The 20,282-nt window shown below is 61.4% G+C and carries 16 protein-coding genes; 13 read left to right on the top strand and 3 right to left on the bottom strand.

The window, feature by feature from the left end; translation table 11 throughout:
* Positions 1-4: 4 nt before the first annotated feature.
* A complete protein-coding gene (locus tag FBZ99_RS06750) occupies positions 5-2,158 on the bottom strand; it encodes a thiamine pyrophosphate-dependent enzyme (RefSeq protein WP_145632083.1) in 2,154 nt (717 codons plus the stop codon).
* 378 nt (positions 2,159-2,536) lie between these two features.
* Here FBZ99_RS06750 and FBZ99_RS06745 point away from each other — a divergent pair, with 378 nt between their 5' ends.
* The 5 genes from FBZ99_RS06745 to FBZ99_RS06725 all read left to right on the top strand — a co-directional run bounded on the left by FBZ99_RS06745 (position 2,537) and on the right by FBZ99_RS06725 (position 7,938).
* Positions 2,537-4,072: an ABC transporter substrate-binding protein gene (locus tag FBZ99_RS06745; protein WP_113330299.1), complete on the top strand. Its 1,536-nt coding sequence runs from the start codon at positions 2,537-2,539 to the stop codon at positions 4,070-4,072.
* 258 nt (positions 4,073-4,330) lie between these two features.
* Positions 4,331-5,338 carry an ABC transporter permease gene (locus FBZ99_RS06740; protein ID WP_145632081.1) on the top strand — a complete coding sequence of 336 codons (1,008 nt, stop codon included), beginning with the start codon at positions 4,331-4,333 and terminating at the stop codon, positions 5,336-5,338.
* On the top strand, positions 5,331-6,224 hold the full coding sequence (locus tag FBZ99_RS06735; RefSeq protein ID WP_145632079.1) for an ABC transporter permease: 894 nt from the start codon (positions 5,331-5,333) through the stop codon (positions 6,222-6,224). Before FBZ99_RS06740 ends, FBZ99_RS06735 begins: the two co-directional genes overlap by 8 nt.
* Positions 6,221-7,093, top strand: coding sequence for an ABC transporter ATP-binding protein (locus tag FBZ99_RS06730; RefSeq protein ID WP_145316224.1), 873 nt, complete (start codon positions 6,221-6,223; stop codon positions 7,091-7,093). Before FBZ99_RS06735 ends, FBZ99_RS06730 begins: the two co-directional genes overlap by 4 nt.
* Positions 7,090-7,938, top strand: coding sequence for an ATP-binding cassette domain-containing protein (locus FBZ99_RS06725; RefSeq protein WP_145316222.1), 849 nt, complete (start codon positions 7,090-7,092; stop codon positions 7,936-7,938). Before FBZ99_RS06730 ends, FBZ99_RS06725 begins: the two co-directional genes overlap by 4 nt.
* A 15-nt stretch (positions 7,939-7,953) precedes the next feature.
* On the opposite strand, the gene FBZ99_RS06720 is transcribed toward FBZ99_RS06725, so the two are convergent.
* Positions 7,954-9,567 (bottom strand): AMP-binding protein, encoded by a 1,614-nt coding sequence (locus tag FBZ99_RS06720; RefSeq protein WP_145632077.1) that lies wholly within the window; start codon positions 9,565-9,567, stop codon positions 7,954-7,956.
* A 297-nt stretch (positions 9,568-9,864) separates the two neighbouring features.
* On the opposite strand from FBZ99_RS06720, the gene FBZ99_RS06715 reads away from it, so the two are divergent.
* From FBZ99_RS06715 to FBZ99_RS06680, 8 genes are read left to right on the top strand one after another with little or no spacing between them, the layout of a single operon-like run.
* Complete coding sequence (locus tag FBZ99_RS06715) at positions 9,865-12,183, top strand: bifunctional salicylyl-CoA 5-hydroxylase/oxidoreductase (RefSeq protein ID WP_145632075.1); 2,319 nt, start codon at positions 9,865-9,867, stop codon at positions 12,181-12,183.
* A 7-nt stretch (positions 12,184-12,190) separates the two neighbouring features.
* The gene (locus FBZ99_RS06710) at positions 12,191-12,970 is read left to right on the top strand and encodes an SDR family NAD(P)-dependent oxidoreductase (RefSeq protein ID WP_145632073.1); all 780 of its coding nucleotides are present in this window, start codon (positions 12,191-12,193) and stop codon (positions 12,968-12,970) included.
* A gap of 3 nt (positions 12,971-12,973) precedes the next feature.
* Positions 12,974-13,825: an enoyl-CoA hydratase family protein gene (locus FBZ99_RS06705; RefSeq protein ID WP_145632070.1), complete on the top strand. Its 852-nt coding sequence runs from the start codon at positions 12,974-12,976 to the stop codon at positions 13,823-13,825.
* A 4-nt stretch (positions 13,826-13,829) separates the two neighbouring features.
* On the top strand, positions 13,830-15,011 hold the full coding sequence (locus FBZ99_RS06700; RefSeq protein ID WP_145632068.1) for an acyl-CoA dehydrogenase family protein: 1,182 nt from the start codon (positions 13,830-13,832) through the stop codon (positions 15,009-15,011).
* A gap of 14 nt (positions 15,012-15,025) precedes the next feature.
* On the top strand, positions 15,026-16,207 hold the full coding sequence (locus tag FBZ99_RS06695; RefSeq protein WP_113351660.1) for an acyl-CoA dehydrogenase: 1,182 nt from the start codon (positions 15,026-15,028) through the stop codon (positions 16,205-16,207).
* 8 nt (positions 16,208-16,215) lie between these two features.
* Complete coding sequence (locus FBZ99_RS06690; RefSeq protein WP_145632066.1) at positions 16,216-16,647, top strand: acyl-CoA thioesterase; 432 nt, start codon at positions 16,216-16,218, stop codon at positions 16,645-16,647.
* Positions 16,625-17,020: a RidA family protein gene (locus tag FBZ99_RS06685; protein WP_069611780.1), complete on the top strand. Its 396-nt coding sequence runs from the start codon at positions 16,625-16,627 to the stop codon at positions 17,018-17,020. The genes FBZ99_RS06690 and FBZ99_RS06685 overlap by 23 nt, the downstream gene beginning before the upstream one ends.
* Before the next feature lie 17 nt (positions 17,021-17,037).
* Positions 17,038-19,005, top strand: coding sequence for a 3-hydroxyacyl-CoA dehydrogenase NAD-binding domain-containing protein (locus FBZ99_RS06680; protein ID WP_145632064.1), 1,968 nt, complete (start codon positions 17,038-17,040; stop codon positions 19,003-19,005).
* 20 nt (positions 19,006-19,025) lie between these two features.
* Here the strand turns inward: FBZ99_RS06680 and FBZ99_RS06675 are convergent, their stop codons facing one another.
* Positions 19,026-20,237 carry an adenylate/guanylate cyclase domain-containing protein gene (locus FBZ99_RS06675; RefSeq protein WP_113330311.1) on the bottom strand — a complete coding sequence of 404 codons (1,212 nt, stop codon included), beginning with the start codon at positions 20,235-20,237 and terminating at the stop codon, positions 19,026-19,028.
* Positions 20,238-20,282: the final 45 nt, after the last annotated feature.

The raw sequence follows: 20,282 nt of genomic DNA, 5'->3' as shown, positions 1-20,282 counted from the left end.
CCTCTCAATCTGAAAAGACGATGCGGCCAGCGCGGCGACGCGCCTGCAGCCAGCCGATGATGCTGGAACGCATGCGGGCGACGAACCGATCCCAACCCGTCGGGTTGTGAATGATGTCGGCCCGGTAGAAGGAGGGACAGAGCACCGCCGCCTCCGAGACCTCGCCGCAATTGCCGCATCCCACGCAATTATTGTCGATCGCCGCCACCGGATCGTCCTTCAGCGGATCATCGGTATGCTTGACCGACAGCGAAGGACAGCCGGAAAGGCGGATGCAGGCGTGATCGCCGGTGCAGACATCCTCGTCCACGCCGAAGCGTTCCTTGACCATGCGCTTGCCGTCCTTGACAGCCTTCGCGAATTGCGGCTTCACGCGGCGCTGCTTGTTGAGCATGCATTCCGAGGAGGCAACGATGATCTTCGGCCCCGGCTCCTTCGAGGTCAGAGCCTCGCGCAGCGTATCGCGCATCTTCGCGACATCATAGGTCCGATCGATCTGACGCACCCAGGTCGCGCCGATGCCCTTGACGGCATTGACGATGGAATTGTTGGTTTTGCGGCGCGGATTGAGAGCGCGCGAAGAGGGTATGTCCTGCCCGCCGGTCGCCGCCGAGTAATAGTTGTCGACGACGAGGATGACGCCATCCTGCTTGTTGAAGACGGCATTGCCGACCGAGGTCGCAAGCCCGTTGTGCCAGAAGCCTCCGTCGCCCATGACGGAGATCACGCGCTTGTCGGCTTCGACATTGAAGGCTGAGGCCGCGGCCGGTCCCAGCCCGTAACCCATGGTCGTGCTGCCGATATTGAAGGGCGGCAGGATCGAGAAGAGGTGGCAGCCGATGTCGCCGGAGATATGATGCTGGCCGAGTTCGCCCTCGACCATCTTCATGGCAGCGAAGATCGGCCGCTCCGGACAGCCGATGCAGAAACCGGGCGGCCGCGGCGGCACGACTTCGGCTAGCGCCTTGATCTTCGGGTCGTTGAGAACAAGCGTCGGATCCGGCAGCGGTGGCTGGTTGCCGAGCAGCACACGCTGGTGAACTTCCAGAAAGTTCTTGATGCCCTTCATCAGCACCGGCGCGGTATATTCGCCGCCCATCGGCAGCACGTCCTTGCCAGCGACCTTGGTCTGGATATCGCGGCGGCGCAGGATGGTATTTAGGGATTGCTCGATATATTCGGGCGCCCCCTCCTCCACCATCAGCACCGCCTTCTTGCTGGCGCAGAACTCAGCGATCTGGTCATCCACAAGCGGATAGGCGACATTCAAGACATAAAGCGGCACGGCGGAGTTGCCGTAGACATCGGCAAGGCCGAGCTGCTGCAGCGCGCGCAGCACGCCATTATACATGCCGCCAAGCAGGATGATGCCGACATCGCCCTCCGAGGGGCCGAAATACTCGTTGAGCTGGCGTTTCTTGATGAAGTCAACGGCAGCCGGCCAGCGCTTCTCCAGCTTTTCCTTCTCATGCAGGAAGGAGGCCGGCGGCAGGACGATACGGTTGACGTCGCGAACCGGATTTTCCAGCGCCTGCTTCAGCGTATAGGCCGGCCGCTTGTTGTCCTTGGCGACGAACTGGCCATGGACATGACAGCTACGGATCCCGACCTGCAGCATGACGGGCGTGTTCGACACTTCCGAAAGCTCGAAGCCCTCTTCCACCGCCTGCACGATCGACGGCAGGTTAGGGCGCGGATTGAGCAGCCACATCTGCGATTTCATTGCATAGGCATGGCTGCGCTCCTGCATGATCGAGGAACCCTCGCCGTAATCCTCGCCGATAATGATGAGCGCGCCGCCAGTCACCCCGCCCGAAGACAGATTGGAAAGCGCATCGGAGGCGACATTGGTGCCCGCCGTTGATTTCCAGGTGACGGCGCCGCGCACCGGATACATGACGGAGGCGGAGAGCATGGCGGCGGCGGCGGCCTCCGAGGCCGAGGTCTCGAAATGGACGCCCAGATCCTGCATCACATCCTTGGCGTCAGCCAGCACGTCCATGAGATGGGAGATCGGCGAGCCCTGATAGCCGCCGACATAGGAGACACCGGATTGCAGAAGTGCCTTGGTGATCGCGAGAATACCCTCGCCGCGGAAGATATCGCCTTCCCCGAGCTTCAGATCCTCGACCTCGCGCGCAAACGATCGCTCGGCCATGACGTTACCCCTTTACCCTTGCGGGCTTGTTTTAAATCATTTGCAAAATCATATTTTGAACTTCCTTGAACTGTCAACGAACAATTATGCGATATCGCCGCATCATTTTGCGATATCGGCTGGGCAGCAATATGCTGACGCCAGCCGTTATTGTTGACTCGGATATCTCCGTTGCACTCAAATGTATGCGTATGCATAAAATTTATGCGAACATGTGAAGCCGAGTAAGAATTGCGGACCGGGATTTTACGGAAGCACCAGAGAAAGCGCTTGCCGCTCCAAAATATGTATTTTAAGATTAAAACATTCCGACAATAAATCGCCAGCGGCAGTTGGGCGTCATGCTTTTCTGTCGCTTAACAGGGGAACGGAGTGACCATGACAACGCTTACTCGGCGCGAGGCCCTGAGCCTCGGCGCAGCCGCATTCATGACTGGGATTTTAGCCGGCAGAACGCCTGTGGAAGCAGCGGAAGCCGGCACACTGACCATCGCTTTCAACGTCAATTTGCCCTCTTTCGATCCGACGACAGGCCCGTCGGCCGTTAATCCGACGATCCAGGCGATCTATCGCTCGATCTTCGACCAGTATATCGGCCAGGGACCGGACCTGAAGTTCCAGCCGGGCCTTTTGACGGCCTGGGGCTGGAACGATGACAAGACAAAAGTCTGGATGGACGTTCGCGAAGGTGTGACCTGGCACGACGGCTCCAAGTTTACACCGGATGACGTCGTCTGGTCGCTGGAGCGCGCCGCCAAGCAGGACACCGGCAACCCGATCCAGTTCATCTGGTCGACCGCCAACAATTACAAGGTGGAAGGCAACCGCATCACCGGCGATGTCGTCCGTTTCGAGCCGACCTATTTCAAATGGATGGCCTTTCTCACCGGCTATGTCCTGCCCAAGGACTATTACACCAAGGCGGGCGCGCAGGGCTTCGAAAAGAAGCCGATCGGCACGGGCCCCTATATGGTCGATGCCTATGAGGGCAATTCCTATCTGCGCCTGAAGGCAAACCCGAACTATTTCGGCGGCAAGCCCGCCTTCGATACCGTCATCTTCAAGTTCGTGCCGGACACGACGAGCCGTGTCGCCGAAATCGAGTCCGGTTCGTCCGACGTGACGCTGGAAATCCCCTATGAGGATTTCGACCGGCTGAAGAAGAAATCCGGTCTTGCGGGCGTCGCCACCCCAATCTCCGATATCGGCATGATCTTCATCAGCAATGTCGATCCGATGCTCGACAAGAATGTCCGCCTCGCCGCGAATATGGCGATCGACAAGGAAGCGATCATCAAGCGGCTGCTGCGCGGCTACGGCAAGCCGCTATCGACACTGGAGGCGCCGGAGTACGAAGCCTACGACGCGTCAGTCAAAATCCCTTACGATCCGGAACAGGCCAAAAAGCTCCTGGCCGCCAGCGGCTATTCGCCGGACAAGCCGGTGAAATTCACCATCAAGACGACCCGCGGCTTCAAGCCGAAGGATTACGAGATGATCCAGGCGATCGTCGGCATGTGGCGCAAGGTCGGTATCGAGGCTGAGATCGAAGTTTACGAAATCGCCAAGCATTATGAGCTGCGCGCCGCCCATCAACTCGGCCCAGCCGCCTTCTACAACTGGGGCAACGCCATCGGCGATCCGACGACCTCGACCGGCTTCGCCATGTTCGGCCCCTCGCCGCACTCAGCCTGGAAAACCAAGGATGTCGACGACATGCTGGGGCCGCTCTGGGTGGAAAAGGACGAGTCCAAGCGCATCGCCGGCTGGAAAGCGGCGATCAAATATATCGCCGAGCAGGGCTACGTGATCCCGTTGCTGCAATATGCCCAGCCGATCGTTTATAAATCGAGCCTGAAGGTTACGCCGAACGTTTCCGGCGCCCTGCAGCCGACGCTGGTGTCGAAGGCTTGATGCGTCGAGCTTTGATCGTGCAGCCTTGCCCCACACCCTAGCCCTCTCCCCGTCCTGAGCTTGTCGAAGAGGCGGGGAGAGGGGACGACCTTTGTATCCTCGCCGGAGCACGTTGTTAGGGGTAGGCTGCAGGTGCCTCTTTCCCCTTCTCCCCGTCAAAACGGGGAGAAGGGGCCCGCCCTTCGACAGGCTCAGGAGGGCGGATGAGGGGCTTAGGACTCTTCAGCGCCACAGCCGTGCCATCGGAACTCATAACGCATGATAGCAGTCTCCATTCTCAACCGGCTGATCATGGCCGCGATCACCCTCTTCGGAGTGGCGGTGATCGTCTTCGTCCTGCTGCGCGTCGTACCGGGCGATCCGATCGCGATGATGATCTCGCCGGGCGCAAGCCCTGCCGACATCGCCGCGCTGCGCGTCCACTATGGGCTCGATGCGAGCCTGACTACGCAATTCTGGCTCTGGCTGAAATCGGTCCTGATAGGCGATTTCGGGACATCGATCTCCCTGAAGCGCGATGTGCTCTCCCTGCTCGGCGAGCGCCTTCCCGCAACGCTGGAGCTTGCCTTTGCTGCGCTGGTCCTGGCGGTTCTTCTCGGTGGCACGGTTGCCGTCGTTGGCACGCTCGCCCGCCGCACGATTTTCGAACCTGTGATCGACAGCCTGAACGGCCTTTTGCTGGCTGTTCCGGATTTTGTCTGGGCGCTGGCGCTGGTCCTTGTCCTCGGCGTTCTTTTTCCGCTTTTCCCACTCTCCGGCCGCATCGATCCGAGTATCGACGCGCAGTTCACGACCCCCTTCTACCTCATTGAAAGCCTTGTAACGTTTCGCTTCGGTATCTTCACGGACATCTGCGCCCATATGGTCATGCCGGTCCTGGCGCTCGGCCTGCCGCTGGCGGCCATCATCGCCCGCGTGTTGAAGGCCGCTCTCTCCGAGGCCATGGTGCAGGACTATATTCTGCTTGCCAAACTTAAGGGCATGTCCGAGCTGCGGCTGGTGCTGCAGGAGGCGCTGCGCAATGCCGTCGGCCCGACCATCGCGCTGACCGGCGTGCAATTTACCTTCCTGATCGGCGGCACCGTTATCGTCGAACGCATCTTCGCCTATCCCGGCATCGGCAACATGGCGATCGATGCCGTCATCAACCGCGACCTGCCGCTGATCCAGGGGCTGGTGCTGGTCTTCGGCGCTCTTTTCATTCTCGTCAATCTGGCGGTCGATCTGCTGGTCGCGGCCTTCAATCCGAGGCTCGCCCATGGCTGACGTCACCTCGCCCGCCATATCGCGCTCGCCTTCCAGAATGACGAAACGCATTCGCGCGCTGCTCGCCGAGCCGAAAGTAATCTTCGGCGGCGGCTTCATCCTCATCCTAATCATCCTTGCGATCTTTGCTCCTTACATCGCACCGAAGGACCCGCTGGAGCAGGATCTGATGTCCGGCACCTTACCGCCGGCATGGATCGAGGGTTCCGATCCGGGCTTCCTATTCGGCACCGACGATCTCGGCCGCGACGTGCTGTCGCGCGCCATCTTCGGCACACGCATCGCTCTCACGGTCGCCTTCGTCGCGGCCGGGCTTGCGGCCCTGATCGGCACGCTGCTCGGCCTTCTCGCCGGCTGGTATGGCGGCTGGATCGACAAGGCGATCTCCCGCCTCGTCGATATCTGGATGGCCTTCCCGCCGGTGCTGCTGTCGATTCTGCTGGTTGCGGTCTTCGGTTCCGGCGTGCACTCGGTCATCGCGGCCATCGTCATCATCGACTGGACGCGCTTCTGCCGTGTCGTGCGCTCGGAAACGCAGGCGCAGGCGCGGATGGATTATGTGACCGCCGCCCACACGATCGGCTTTTCGCGGGCCAGAATCCTCTTCAGCGAAATCCTGCCCAATGTGACGCCGGTGCTGATCGCCCTCGTCAGCCTGGAAATGGGCATTGCCGTCATCGTCGAAGCTATCCTGTCCTTCGTCGGCCTGTCGGTCGCTTCCGATACGCCGACCTGGGGCGGCATGATCGCCGAGGGGCGGCAGATGATCTATCAGGGCTGGTGGGTACTGGTCGTACCGCTGATCGCGCTCTTCGCGACGGTGCTTGCCTTCAATCAACTCGGTGACGGTCTGCGCCGCGCCCTCGATCCGGTGATGCGCCGATGACATCTCCGCTTCTCTCCATGACGGGCCTCAGCGCCATATCCGACCGCGACGGCAGCGCACTGATCCTGCGTGATGTTTCCCTGACGCTCACGCGCGGCGAAGTGCGCGGTCTTGTGGGCGAAAGCGGCGCCGGAAAATCCACCATCGCCAAGGCCCTGCTCGGCATACTGCCGCGCAGCGTCCGCATCACAAACGGCTCGATATTGTTCGAGAACCGCGACCTGCTCACGCTCTCCGCCAGGGAATTGCGAGATATCATGGGCAGCGAAATCTCGCTGATCCCGCAGGACCCGCAAACCGCCCTCAATCCCGGCCGGCGCATCGAGGCGCAACTGACCGACGGCCTGCGGTTGAAGCGGGGCCTATCATCGGGCGACGCCCGACTGCGGGCACTAAAGCTGTTGGAGGAAGTGCATATCCGCGATCCCGAGCGTGTACTGCGCGCCTATCCCCACGAATTGTCCGGAGGGATGCGGCAGCGCATCCTGATCGCCGCCGCCTTCGCGCTGGAGCCGAAACTGGTGGTCGCCGACGAGCCGACCACCGCGCTCGACGTCACCGTGCAGAAGCAGATCCTGCGGCTGATCCGCGGCCTGCAGGAAGCGCATGGCACTGCCGTCATCTTCGTCACCCACGATCTCGGCGTCGTCGCCCAGATCTGCGACAGCGTGACGCTGCTCTACGCAGGCAAGGTGATCGAAGACGGACGCACGAGCGACGTGCTGACGCATCCCAAGCATATCTACACGAAATCATTGCTATCGGCCGGGCCGCGCTACGACCGGCCGGATGCCGGGCTGACGCCGGTGCCGCAAGCCGTTTTCGAACAATTGCGCCGCGAGATCGGCATTCCGGAGGGAAGTCGATGAGTGTTTCCGAGCATCTGCTGTCGGCCAAAGGTATCGAGGTCACCTATGGTGCCAAGAAACATCTTTTCGGACCGCCAGGCCTTGGCATCAAGGTGCTGCACGGCGTCGATGTCGATATCCGCCGTGGCGAAACCGTCGGCATCGTCGGCGAAAGCGGTTCGGGCAAAACAACGCTCGGCCGCGCTCTGCTGCGGCTGGTCGATGTGACGGCAGGCAGCATTCATTTCGATGGCCGAGACATCGCGCATCTGCCCGATTCAGAGATGCGGCCGCTACGCCGCCGCATGCAGATGATCTTTCAAGATCCGATGGCCTCGCTCAATCCGCGCCACACGATCCGCCGCATCCTCGTCGAGCCGTTACTGCTACATCGGCTGGCTTCGGACCGGAAAGAAGCTGAGCGGCAGGTTGCCGCAATTCTCGAACGCGTGACGCTGCCTCAGGCATGCCTCGACCGCAATCCGCATGAACTCTCTGGTGGCCAGCGCCAGCGCATCGGCATCGCGCGTGCCGCTCTGCTGAAGCCGGATTTCGTACTCGCCGACGAGATCGTCTCCGGCCTCGACGTGTCGACCCAGGCCCAGGTTCTGAATCTACTGAAGGAGCTTTCGCGCGATCTCGGCCTCTCAATGGCGTTCATCAGCCACGATCTCTCCGTCATCCGCGCCGTCTGCGACCGCGTCTATGTCCTGCGCCATGGCCGTGTCGAGGAGGAAGGCGATTGCGAGCGCGTCTTCACGGCGCCGGCTTCCGCCTATACGCGAATGCTGCTCGACGCCATTCCCCTGCCGGAAATCGATCCGCATTGGCTCGGTCGCGAGACGGGCCAGGAAAACGCTGCCTGATAAGCACTCGGACGTTCAGTTGCGCAGGCGGAAACGCTGTATCTTGCCCGATTCCGTCTTCGGCAGAGCTTCGACGAAGATAATGGAACGCGGATATTTGTAGGGCGCGATGACCGCCTTCACATGATCCTGCAGCTTGCGAACCTGCAGATCCGAGGCAACGATGCCGGGTGCCAGCACCACATGCGCCTGCACGATATGGCCCCTTTCTTCGTCGGGCTTACCGACGACGCCACATTCCAGCACATCGGCATGCGAAAGAAGGGCTGCTTCTACTTCCGGTCCGGCAATATTGTAACCGGCCGAAAGAATGATGTCGTCGGAACGGGCGGCAAAATGGAAATAGCCGTCCTCATCCTGAATGAAGCTGTCGCCCGTCAGATTCCAGCCATCTCGCACGTAGTCGGCCTGTCTGTGGTCGGCGAGATAACGGCAGCCGATCGGCCCGCGAACGACGAGTTTGCCGATAACCCCACGCGGAACCTCGTTCATATCGTCATCGACAACGCGGGCCTCATAGCCCGTCAGCGGCTTGCCCGTGCAGTTCGGCTTGGCGTCGGACAGGCGGTTGGAAATGAAGATATGCAGCATCTCGGTCGAGCCGATGCCATCGAGGATGGGCTTGCCGGTCTTGCGCGTCCATTCCTCGAAAATCGGGCCTGGCAGCGTCTCGCCGGCCGAAACGGCGATACGAAGTGAAGACAGATCCGCCCCCTCTTCCATCGCCGCCAGCATGGCGCGATAGGCCGTCGGCGCCGTGAAGCTGATGGTCGCGCCGTACTCCTGGATGATCTCGACCATATTCTTCGGCGAGGCGTTTTCGAGCAGCGCCGTCGATGCGCCGAAGCGCAAGGGGAAGACGACCAGACCGCCGAGACCGAAGGTAAAGGCGATCGGCGGCGAGCCGATGAAGACGTCATCCGGCGTCACCTGCAGGACTTCCTTGGCATAGGCGTCGGCAATGATCAGGATATCTCGATGAAAGTGCATGGTGGCCTTCGGCACACCCGTCGAGCCCGAGGTGAAGCCGAGCAGCGCCACATCGTCACGCCCGGTTTTGACCGGCTCGAAGCGAACGGGCTTGTTGAGCGCGATCCGGTCGAGTTCGGCATCATGGTTGGCGGTGCCGTCGAAACCGACGACCTGCTTCAGGAACCGACTGTCTTTGGCGGCTGTGACGAGTTCCTCCAGTAGCCTCGTATCGCAAAGCGCAAAGGAGATCTCCGCCTTGTCGATGATCTTCGAAAGCTCTCCGGCCCGCAGCATCGGCATGGTATTGACGGCGACGGCACCGACCTTCGTCACCGCCAGCCAGCAAGCAATCATGGCTGGGTTGTTGCCGGAGCGGATGAGAACGCGATTGCCCGGCTTGACGCCGAAATCCTCGACAAGCGCGTGGGCGATGCGATTGGTCCAGTCCGCCAGTTCCTTGTAGGTGCGACGACGGCCATTACCGATCAGGGCCACGTGATCGGCGAAACCCTTTTCGACCATCCGGTCACTGAGTTCGAAGCCGGCATTCAGCCATTCCGGATAATCGAAACCCTCCATCCGCAGTTCCGGCCATTGGTCGAAAGGGGGCAGATTGTCTCGCGTGAATGTATCGGTATGACCGGTCGGTCCCAGCATTGCCTTGCTCCCACATTCTTATCGATCGATCGCCACGACAGCCGTTTCCCCTCGGCGCATGTGGCATTGCTAAAAAAAGATCGCACCGAAGGCTGCAATGTTCAAGCAAGAAATTTTAAGCCTAAAATATTTTTGGCTTCTGATTGATTCAAAAAGGCTATTTTCGATTTTCCTGCTATTATGAGTGCCCACAGGCTGCATATTGGAGCAGGAAAAGCCTTGACGAGTGGCTCCAACAAGATATTTTAAACTTAAATTATTTTGAGGTCGGCTCCAGCCGAATAAGGAGGGAAAGCGATGCGCATCGTCTGTATCGGCGGCGGCCCCGCAGGGCTCTACTTCGCGCTTCTAATGAAGAAGCTCCATCCTGAACACTCCATCCGCGTCGTCGAGCGCAACCGTCCCTATGACACCTTCGGCTGGGGCGTCGTCTTCTCCGACGCGACTATGGTTTCGATGCGGGAATGGGATCCGGAAAGTGCTGCCGAGATCGAGGATGCCTTCAACCATTGGGACGATATCGAGGTCCTGTTTAAGGGCACCCGCCAGCGCACGTCCGGCCACGGCTTTGTCGGCATCGGGCGAAAGAAGCTGCTCAATATTCTGCAGCGCCGCTGCGAAGTGCTCGGAGTCGAGCTCATCTTCGAGACGGAGGTCAACTCCGATCTCGACTATCCCGATGCCGATCTGATCATCGGCTCGGACGGCCTCAATTCCAAGATCCGCAATCATTATCCGGAAGTCTTCCAGCCTGACATGATCACCCGGCCGAACCGCTATATCTGGCTCGGCACCAACAAGCTTTTCGACGCCTTCACCTTCGATTTCCGCCGCACCGATCACGGCTGGTTCCAGGCGCATATCTACAAGTTTGACGACAAGACCTCGACCTTCATCGTTGAGACGACGGAAGAGGCCTATCTTGCCCATGGCCTCGACAGGATGGATCAGGACGGCTCCATCGCCTTCTGCGAAAACCTGTTCGCCGAAGTGCTCGAAGGCGCTTCGCTGATGACCAATGCCCGCCATATCCGCGGCTCGGCCTGGCTGAATTTCAACCGCCTGATCTGCGGCAAGTGGAGCCATTTCAACGGCAATTCCCACGTCGTTCTGATGGGGGATGCCGCCCACACCGCGCATTTCGCCATCGGCTCCGGCACGAAGCTCGCCATCGACGATGCCATCGAGCTAACCCGGCAGTTCCAGATTCATGGGCACGGCAAAGACAAGATACCGGCCGTCCTCGAAACCTACGAGGAAATCCGCCGCGTCGATGTCGCCCGCATTCAGAACGCCGCGCGCAATGCGATGGAATGGTTCGAAGTCGTCGGCCGCCGCTATGCCGATACGCTCGAGCCGCCGCAGTTCATGTATTCGATGCTGACTCGCTCGCAGCGCATCAGCCACGAAAATCTCCGGCTGCGCGACAAGACCTGGCTCGAAGGCTATGAGCGCTGGTTCGCCGAAAAATCCGGCCTCGACGTCGGCAATGATCGCTGCCTGCCGCCGATGTTCACGCCCTACCGACTGCGCGATGTCCAACTTATCAACCGTATCGTCATGTCGCCTATGGCGATGTACTCAGCTGACAATGGCGTGATGAACGATTTCCACATCGTCCATCTCGGCTCTCGCGCGCTTGGAGGTGCAGGGCTGATCTTCGCGGAAATGACCTGCGTTACCCCAGACGCCCGCATCACCCCCGGCTGCCTCGGTCTCTGGAATAACGAGCAGGTGGCGCAGTGGAAGCGCCTCGCCGATTTCGTGCACACGAACAGCGCCGCCAAAGTCGGCATCCAGCTCGGCCATGCCGGCCGCAAGGGCGCGACGAAGCTCGCGTGGGAGGGCATCGACCAGCCGCTCTCCGAAGGCGACTGGCCGCTAATCTCGGCATCAGCAATCCCCTACCTCAAGAACAGCCAAGTGCCGAAGGCCATGGACCGCGCCGACATGGATCGCGTCAAGGCCGACTTCATCCGCTCGACCGAGCTCGCCATTGAGACCGGCGCGGACTGGCTGGAACTGCATTGCGCCCACGGCTATCTGCTTTCGAGCTTCCTGTCGCCGCTCACCAATCTGCGCGACGACGAATATGGCGGCAGCCATGAGAATCGCGCTCGCTATCCCCTGGAGGTCTTTAGGGCAATGCGCGCCATCTGGCCGGCGGACAAGCCGATCTCCGTTCGTCTCTCCTGCCACGACTGGACTGACGGAGGCAACACGCCGGAAGATGCGGCGATCTTCGCCCGCATGTTCAAGGAGGCCGGTGCCGACCTGATCGACTGCTCTTCGGGCCAGGTGTCGAAGCAGGAAAAGCCCGTCTATGGCCGCCTGTTCCAGACGCCCTTCTCCGACAAGATCCGTAACGAGATCGGCATCCCGACGATCGCCGTCGGCGCGATCTCGGAAGCTGACCACGCCAATTCGATCATCGCCGCCGGCCGCGCCGATCTCTGCGCCATCGCCCGCCCGCATCTGGCCGATCCGGCCTGGGCACTGCATGAAGCTGCCAAGATCGGGCTGACTTCCATTCCCTGGCCGAAGCAATATCTTTCCGGCAAGACGCAGTATGAAACCAACCTTGCCCGTGCGGCCACGGCAGCCCCGGCGAAATGAGGATGAAATGACGATTTCGGGCAAGCTCGCCGGCCATCACGCCCTCGTCACCGGGGCCGGCAGCGGCATCGGTGCCGCGATCGCCAAGGCGCTTGCCGCCGAGGGCGCGCACGTCAGCCTCGCGGGTCGCCGCCGCGAGCCGCTGCAAGCAGTTGCCGCCGAAATCGGCGCCCAGGCATTCGTGGTCGATGGCTTCGATGTCACCAGCCCTGAAGCCGTCTCCCAGGGCCTTGCCAAGGCACGTCAGAAGTTCGGCTCCGTCGATATCCTCGTCAACAATGCCGGTGAGGCACCGAGCGCAGCCTTCGAGAAGACGAGCCTCGAGGCCTGGAACCACGTCCTCTCGGTTGACCTGACAGGCGTCTTCGTGGTGACGCAGGCAGCCCTTACCGACCTAAAGGCTTACGGTCCCGGCGCGCGCATCATCAACATAGCCTCGACGGCCGGCTTGAAGGGATACGGTTACGTTTCGGCTTACGTCGCCGCCAAGCATGGCGTCGTCGGCCTGACGCGCTCGCTCGCACTGGAACTGGCGAAGACCGGCATCACGGTCAATGCCGTCTGCCCCGGCTTTACCGACACGCCGATCATCCAGCGCTCGATTGAGACGATTGTCGCCAAGACCGGTCGAACAGCGGAACAGGCGCTTGCCGAATTCACGAAATCCAATCCGCAGGGACGGCTCGTCACGTCGGAAGAAGTTGCCGATACCGTGCTGTGGCTGGCCTCGCCGGCTGCGGCATCGATCAATGGACAGGCAATCGCGGTTGCCGGTGGGGAGGTTTGAGGGATGAGCGATCGGGACATGACGATGAAGGGACATTTGAAGCCCTTCAAGGATTATAAGCCTGATCATTTCCTCTGGGATGTCAGCGAAGATGGCCGTGTCGCCACCATCCGCCTGAACCGTCCGGAACGTAAGAACCCGCTGACCTTCGATAGCTATGCCGAACTGCGCGATCTGTTCCGCGACCTCGTTTACGCTTCGGATATCCGCGCCATCGTGCTGACGGGCGCGGGTGGCAATTTCTCCTCCGGCGGCGACGTCTTCGAGATCATCGAGCCGCTGACGCGCATGGCGATGCCCGAGCTTCTGGCCTTCACACGCATGACCGGCGATCTCGTCAAGGCGATGCGCAAATGCCCGCAACCGATCATCTCGGCGGTGGACGGCATTTGCGCCGGCGCCGGCGCCATCCTTGCCATGGCCTCTGACCTGAGGCTGGCAACGCCCGAAGCCAAGACTGCCTTCCTCTTCACCCGCGTCGGCCTTGCCGGCGCGGACATGGGCGCCTGCGGCATCCTGCCCCGCATCATCGGCCAGAGCCGCGCCGCCGAGCTTCTCTTTACCGGCCGCTCGATGACATCTGCGGAAGGACAGGCCTGGGGCTTCTATAACAGCCTGCACGCCAGCGCCGAGCTCGAAAACGAAGCGCTCAAACTCGCCCGCTCGCTGGCCGACGGCCCATGGTTCGCGCACGGCATGACCAAGACCATGCTGAACCAGGAATGGGCGATGGGCATTGACGAAATGATCGAATCCGAAGCGCAGGCGCAGGCGATCTGTATGGCGACGCAAGATTTCCGCCGCGCTTTCGAAGCCTTCGCGGCCAAGCGCCGGCCTGAATTCCAGGGGGATTGAGCTGATGTCCACGGCAAGCAGCCTCCCCGGCCCGACCCGCGATCATCTGGATTGGCCCTTCTTCGAGGAGCGCCATCACCGTTTTGCCGCCGAGGTCGACGCCTTCGCGAGGTCGGGCATCATGGCTTCCATCGATCACGCCGATGTCGATGGCGCATGCCGCACGCTGGTCAAGGTGCTGGGCGAAGCCGGGCTTCTAGCGGCCGCGACAGGCGCGTCCGATAGCGAACCGCTGATCGATTCCCGCATGGTCTGCCTCGCCCGCGAAACCCTGGCCTGGCATGACGGCCTTGCCGATTTCGCCTTTGCCATGCAGGGGCTCGGCACCGGCGCCATCGGCCTTTCCGGCTCGCCCGAATTGCGCTCGACCGTCCTGCCCAAGGTGCGCTCCGGCGAATGGCTCGCCGCCTTTGCGCTGTCGGAAAAGGATGCCGGCTCCGATGTGGCCGCGATGAGCTGCGCTGCCCGCCCCGATGGCGATCACTATGTCCTCGACGGCGAGAAGACCTGGATTTCCAATGGAGGCATTGCCGACGTTTACACCGTCTTCGCGCGCACCGGCGAAGCGCCGGGAACCCGAGGCATCTCGGCCTTCGTCGTCTTTGCCGACGATCCCGGCTTCTCGATTGCCGAGCGCATCGAAGTGATCGCGCCGCATCCACTGGCGACGATCCGTTTTCATAATTGCCGCATTCCCGCATCGCGCCGCCTCGGCGCGTCAGGCGAAGGCTTCAAGATCGCCATGCGCACGCTCGATATCTTCCGCGCCTCTGTCGCCGCTGCCGGCCTCGGCTTTGCCCGTCGCGCGCTCGATGAATCGCTTGCCCATGCGCGGTCACGTCCGATGTTCGGCGCGGCGTTGGCCGACCTTCAGTTGACGCAGGCCGCCCTCGGCGATATGGCGACCGGCATCGACGCGGCGGCACTGCTCACCTACCGGGCGGCCTGGCGCCGCGACGTGCAGCGCTTACCGACGACGCGCGAAGCCGCCATGGCCAAGATGACTGCGACGGAAACCGCGCAAAATGTCATCGACCGCGCCGTCCAGCTTTTTGGCGGGCGCGGCGTGAAATCGGGCGAGATAACGGAAAAACTCTATCGGGAGATCCGCGCGCTTCGCATCTATGAAGGTGCAACAGAAGTTCAGAAACTCATCATCGCGCGCGAACTTTTGAAGACCAATTAATGGGAGATACCAGCATGAGCCGCGAGATTTTCGACTGGGCCGATCCGTTCCGGCTGACGGAGCAGCTGAGCGACGACGAAAGGATGGTGCTGGATACCGCGCATTCCTACGCGCAGGAAAAGCTCGCGCCCCGCGTCCTCGAAGCCTTCCGCCATGAAAAGACCGATCCGGCGATCTTCCGCGAAATGGGCGAGCTCGGCCTGCTTGGTCCGACCATTTCTCCCGAATATGGCGGCGCCGGCCTCAGCTATGTCGCCTACGGCCTTATTGCTCGCGAGGTCGAGCGCGTCGACAGCGGCTACCGCTCGATGATGAGCGTGCAGTCCTCGCTCGTCATGGTGCCGATCGAGACCTTTGGTTCGGAAGCGCAGAAGCAGAAGTACCTGCCGAAGCTGGCGACCGGCGAATGGATCGGCTGCTTCGGCCTCACCGAACCGAACCATGGCTCCGATCCCGGCTCGATGGTCACACGCGCAAAGAAGGTCGATGGCGGCTATAGCCTGACCGGCGCCAAGACCTGGATTTCGAACGCGCCGATCGCCGATGTTTTCGTCGTCTGGGCGAAGACCGAGGATGGTCTTATCCGCGGCTTCATCCTTGAAAAGGGCTGGAAGGGCCTCTCCGCACCTGCCATCCACGGCAAGGTGGGCCTGCGCGCCTCCATAACGGGTGAAGTCGTCATGGATAATGTCTTCGTGCCCGAGGAAAACCTGATGCCGAATGTATCCGGCCTCAAGGGTCCCTTCACCTGCCTCAACTCCGCACGCTTCGGCATCGCCTGGGGTGCGCTCGGCGCCGCCGAGGATTGCTATGCCAGGGCACGCCAATATGTGCTCGACCGCAAACAGTTCGGCCGTCCCCTCGCCGCCAACCAGCTGATCCAAAAGAAGCTTGCCGACATGGTGACGGAAATCACGCTCGGCCTACAGGGTTGCCTGCGCCTCGGCCGCATGAAGGAGGAAGGCCATCCGCCTGTCGAGCTGACCTCCATCCTCAAGCGCAACAGCTGCGGAAAGGCGCTGGATATCGCCCGCGCCGCCCGCGACATGCTGGGAGGTAACGGCATCTCGGACGAATTCGGCATCGCGCGCCACCTCGTTAACCTCGAAGTGGTCAACACCTATGAGGGCACCCACGACATTCACGCCCTCATTCTCGGCCGCGCCATCACCGGCATCGCCGCCTTTTCGAACTGAGGCCCGCCGTGGCATTCAAGACCACCAGACCTCTGCGCTTCGGAGATTGCGATCCCTCGGGGATCGCCTATTTCCCATCCTATCTGAACATCCTTGTCGGGGTGCTGGAAGACTATTTCGCCTCGATCGGCTTCTCCTGGCGAAAGTTGATCGACGACCGCCGCATTGGTGTCCCCACCGTGCGGCTCGATCTGACCTTCATCAAGCCGGGCCTGCAGGGTGACGATCTCGAATTCGTCCTTGCAGTCCGTGGTGTCGGCCGTTCCTCGCTCGATCTCGAACACCAGGTTTCGGCAAACGGCCATGTGCTGTGGACGGCCAAGCACCGCGTCGTCGCCACTTCGCTCGATACGCATAAATCCCTTGAATGGCCGGAGGATATCCGCGCCGTACTGACCTCTCATCTGGAGACGACCGATGCACACCATCCTGCAACCTGAGGGCTGGGCCAAGCCGATCGGCTATGCCAATGGCATGGCGGCCACGGGCCGCATGGTGTTCGTCGGCGGCCAAGTCGGCTGGAATGCCGCCTGCGAATTCGAAAGCGACGATTTCGTCGAGCAGGTGCGCCAAACGCTGAAGAATGTCGTTGCAATTCTTGCAGAAGGCGGCGCCGAGCCGAAGCACATCACCTCGATGACCTGGTATTTCACCGACAAGCAGGAATATCTCGGCAATCTGAAGGGGATCGGACAGGCCTATCGCGAGATCATCGGCCGGCATTTCCCGGCCATGGCCGCTGTGCAGGTCGTCGCCCTCGTCGAAGATCGTGCCAAGATCGAGATCCAGGCAACGGCAGTCATTCCGGAATAATATAGGCGGTCAAGATCATGTCGGCATTGCGCTTTTCGGACACCATCTCAGCGGCGCTGACCGACGGGATTCTCGTCGTCACCATCAACAATGCGCCCGTCAACGCGCTCTCTGCCGATGTCCGGGTCGGCCTGATGGCTGCATTCGACCATGCGGAGAAGGATGGCAATATTGCCGGCATCGTGCTCACCGGTGCAGGCAACAGCTTCATCGGCGGCGCCGATATCAAGGAATTCGGCAAGCCGCCGGTCGAGCCGCATCTACCTGATGTCATCGCCCGCATCGAAGCCTTTGCCAAACCCGTTGTCGCCGCGATCAATGGCGTGGCCCTCGGCGGCGGGCTGGAAGTGGCGCTCGCCTGCCATCACCGCCTTGCCGCGCCGACCGCGAAGCTCGGCCTGCCGGAAGTCAAGCTCGGCATCATACCCGGCGCCGGCGGCACGCAGCGCCTGCCGCGCCTCACCGGCATCGCTGCCGCCATCGACATGATCGCCAATGCACGCATTATATCGGCTGCCGAAGCACTCAAGCTCGGTATCGTCGACGGCGTGGCCAAAGATGAATTAATCGCCGAAGCTGTCGCCGACGCCAAGGCGGCCAACGTCGCATCGTTACGCCGCTCGGGATCGCTGACCGTTCCCCCGGAAGCTGCAGATGCGATCGACAAGGCGGCATCGGACGCATTGCGCAAGGCGCGCGGCCAGTGTGCACCGGCCGAAGCCGTCCGTCTCGTGCGTTTGGCGGCGACGATGCCTTTATCGGAAGGGCTTGCCGAGGAACGCCGCACCTTTATTACCCTCCGCGACAGCGAAGAGGCCGCGGCGTTGCGGCATGTCTTCTTCGCGGAGCGTGCCGCTGGCAAGGTCGAGGGACTGGAGGGCGTCGCTGCTCGCAAGATCGAAACCATCGGCATCGTCGGCACCGGCCTGATGGGTTCGGGCATCGCGGTCTCCGCTCTCAACGGCGGCTACCGCGTCATCGGCGTCGAGCAAAATGCCGAAGCGGCTGACAAAGGGCGCGAGCGCATCGCCGGCCTACTCGACAAGGCCGTGCAATCCGGTCGCCTCGATACAGCTGGCCGCGAAGATCGCCTCAGCCGGCTGACCGTGACGGCGGAGATTCAAGAGCTCGCAAAAGCCGATATCGTCATCGAAGCCGTTTTCGATGATCTCACCGTCAAGACCGAGCTCTTCCAGCGCCTCGATGCGATCGTTCGTGCCGATGCGATCCTTGCGACCAATACAAGCTATCTGAATCCAGACGTAATCGCCGCCGCAACGCAACGACCAGAGCGTGTCGTCGGCCTGCACTTCTTCTCGCCCGCCAATATCATGCGGCTCCTCGAAGTCGTGCACTGCAAGCAGACGGCGCCTGACGTGCTGGCGACAGCCCTTGCCCTGGCAAAGGGGCTCGGCAAACTGCCTGTCGTATCGGGCGTCACCGAAGGCTTCATCGGCAACCGCATCTTTTCCTCCTATCGCCGCGAAGCGGAATATATGATCGAGGATGGCGCGTCGCCGCAGGAGATCGACGCAGCACTGGAGGCCTACGGCTTTCCGATGGGGCCTTTTGCTGTGTTCGATATGGCAGGTTTGGAAATCGCCTGGGCGCGCCGCAAGCGGCAGGCCGCAACACGCGATCCCTCGGAGCGCTACGTCGTCATCGCCGACCGGCTCTGCGAAGCCGGCCGTTTCGGCCAGAAGACCGGCCGCGGCTGGTATGCCTATCCCAACGGCAAACGGACTGTTGATCCCGAGGTAGCGGCCATGATCGAAGCCGCTCGCGCCGAAAAAGGCATTGTACCGAGGAGCTTCACCGCTGAAGAGATCGTCGGGCGCCTGCTGAAAGCCATGGCCACCGAAGGCGAGGTGTTGCTTGCGGAAGGCATCGCCGCCCGCGCCAGCGATATCGATCTCGTGATGATCAACGGCTATGGCTTCCCTGCAAGCAAGGGCGGCCCGATGTTTGCGGCCGACCGCCGCTGAAAGCAGTCACGGCAGAGGGATCAGGCCGCCGAAGAGAGCAGCGTGAACAATTCCTGCGGCCGCTTGACGCCGCGCAGTGCATAACGGCCGACGGAAACGAGATCGTTGCTTTGCTGGCCTGCCAGCGCCTCGACGAAATTCGACGACATCAGGATGTTACGGTCAGCCGATCGGCACATCGAAGCGATACGGCTGACTTCGTTGACGGCCGGCCCGATGACCGTGAAGTCCAGCCGGTCCATGCTGCCGATATTGCCATAGAACACGTCCCCGATATGCAAGCCGAGATAGACGTCCGTGACCGGCCGGCCCTCGATCTGCCGCTGCGAATTGAGGTCACGCAGCCGCTGGCGCAGCAGCGATTCCGCCATCAGCGCGGCGGTGCAGGCGTCAGCGGAATTGCGAGCCTTGAAGATCGCCAGCGTGCCGTCGCCGATCAGCTTCAGCACGTTGCCGCCCGCCTCATGGATCGAGGAGATGACCGCATCGGCATAGGCATTCAGCATCGGGATGATTTCATCCGGCTCGGCCGTATCGGAGATGCGCGTGTAGTTGGCGAGATCGGAAAACCACAGTGCCGCCGAAATCCGCTCCGTCTTGCCTCGGGTGATCTTGCCTTCAAGCACATGCCGGGCGGCGTCTTCGCCGAGATAGACTTCGGCAATGGTACGGGCGATACGGCTCATGCCGGTGCATTTGATGGCGAGGGCGAGCGCCGGCGTCAGCTTGCGCAGCACGCGCAAATCCTCTTCCGGGAATCCCATTTCGGCGGCGGTGGCGAAGTTGGAATAGAAGCAATCCATCTCGCCGATCGTGCCGCCCTCTTCGAAGCGGTGGATCATGGCGATGTAATCGGTGTGACCATCGGCCAGCAGCGTGTCGAGCCCGTAGAAATCGGTCGGATCACCGAAGCCGATACGTCGGCGCACCTCGTCTCCGCCTGTCGTCAGCATATGATAGAAGGCGGAACGCTGCCAATTCTCGGAGGCGATCCCCTGTTGCGTCGGGCCATATTCGAACTCGCGCTCGATGATCTGATTGCCGTCCCAGCGGAACGCGCGACCCTCATAGACCGGATGCAGCGTATCCATCAGCGCCATGGCCCGATCGATGTTGAGACCATGCTGACGGCACTGCTCGCAGAAACCCGAGAGGATATCGACTTCCGTCATTCCCTTGAGACCGGCTTGCATGAGCCAGCTGGCAATTTCGCCAATGTCCTTCGCGTCCATGGATATCTCCCGACCCTCTGAAGGATTCGCTTTAGTACGAAACTC

The sequence above is a fragment of the Rhizobium sp. ERR 1071 genome, assembly GCF_007828675.1.
In the GTDB taxonomy this organism is placed as follows: Bacteria; Pseudomonadota; Alphaproteobacteria; order Rhizobiales; family Rhizobiaceae; genus Rhizobium; species Rhizobium dioscoreae.
The sequence above is the reverse complement of the archived record's forward strand: the minus strand, read 5'-3'. Positions and strand labels throughout refer to the sequence as shown.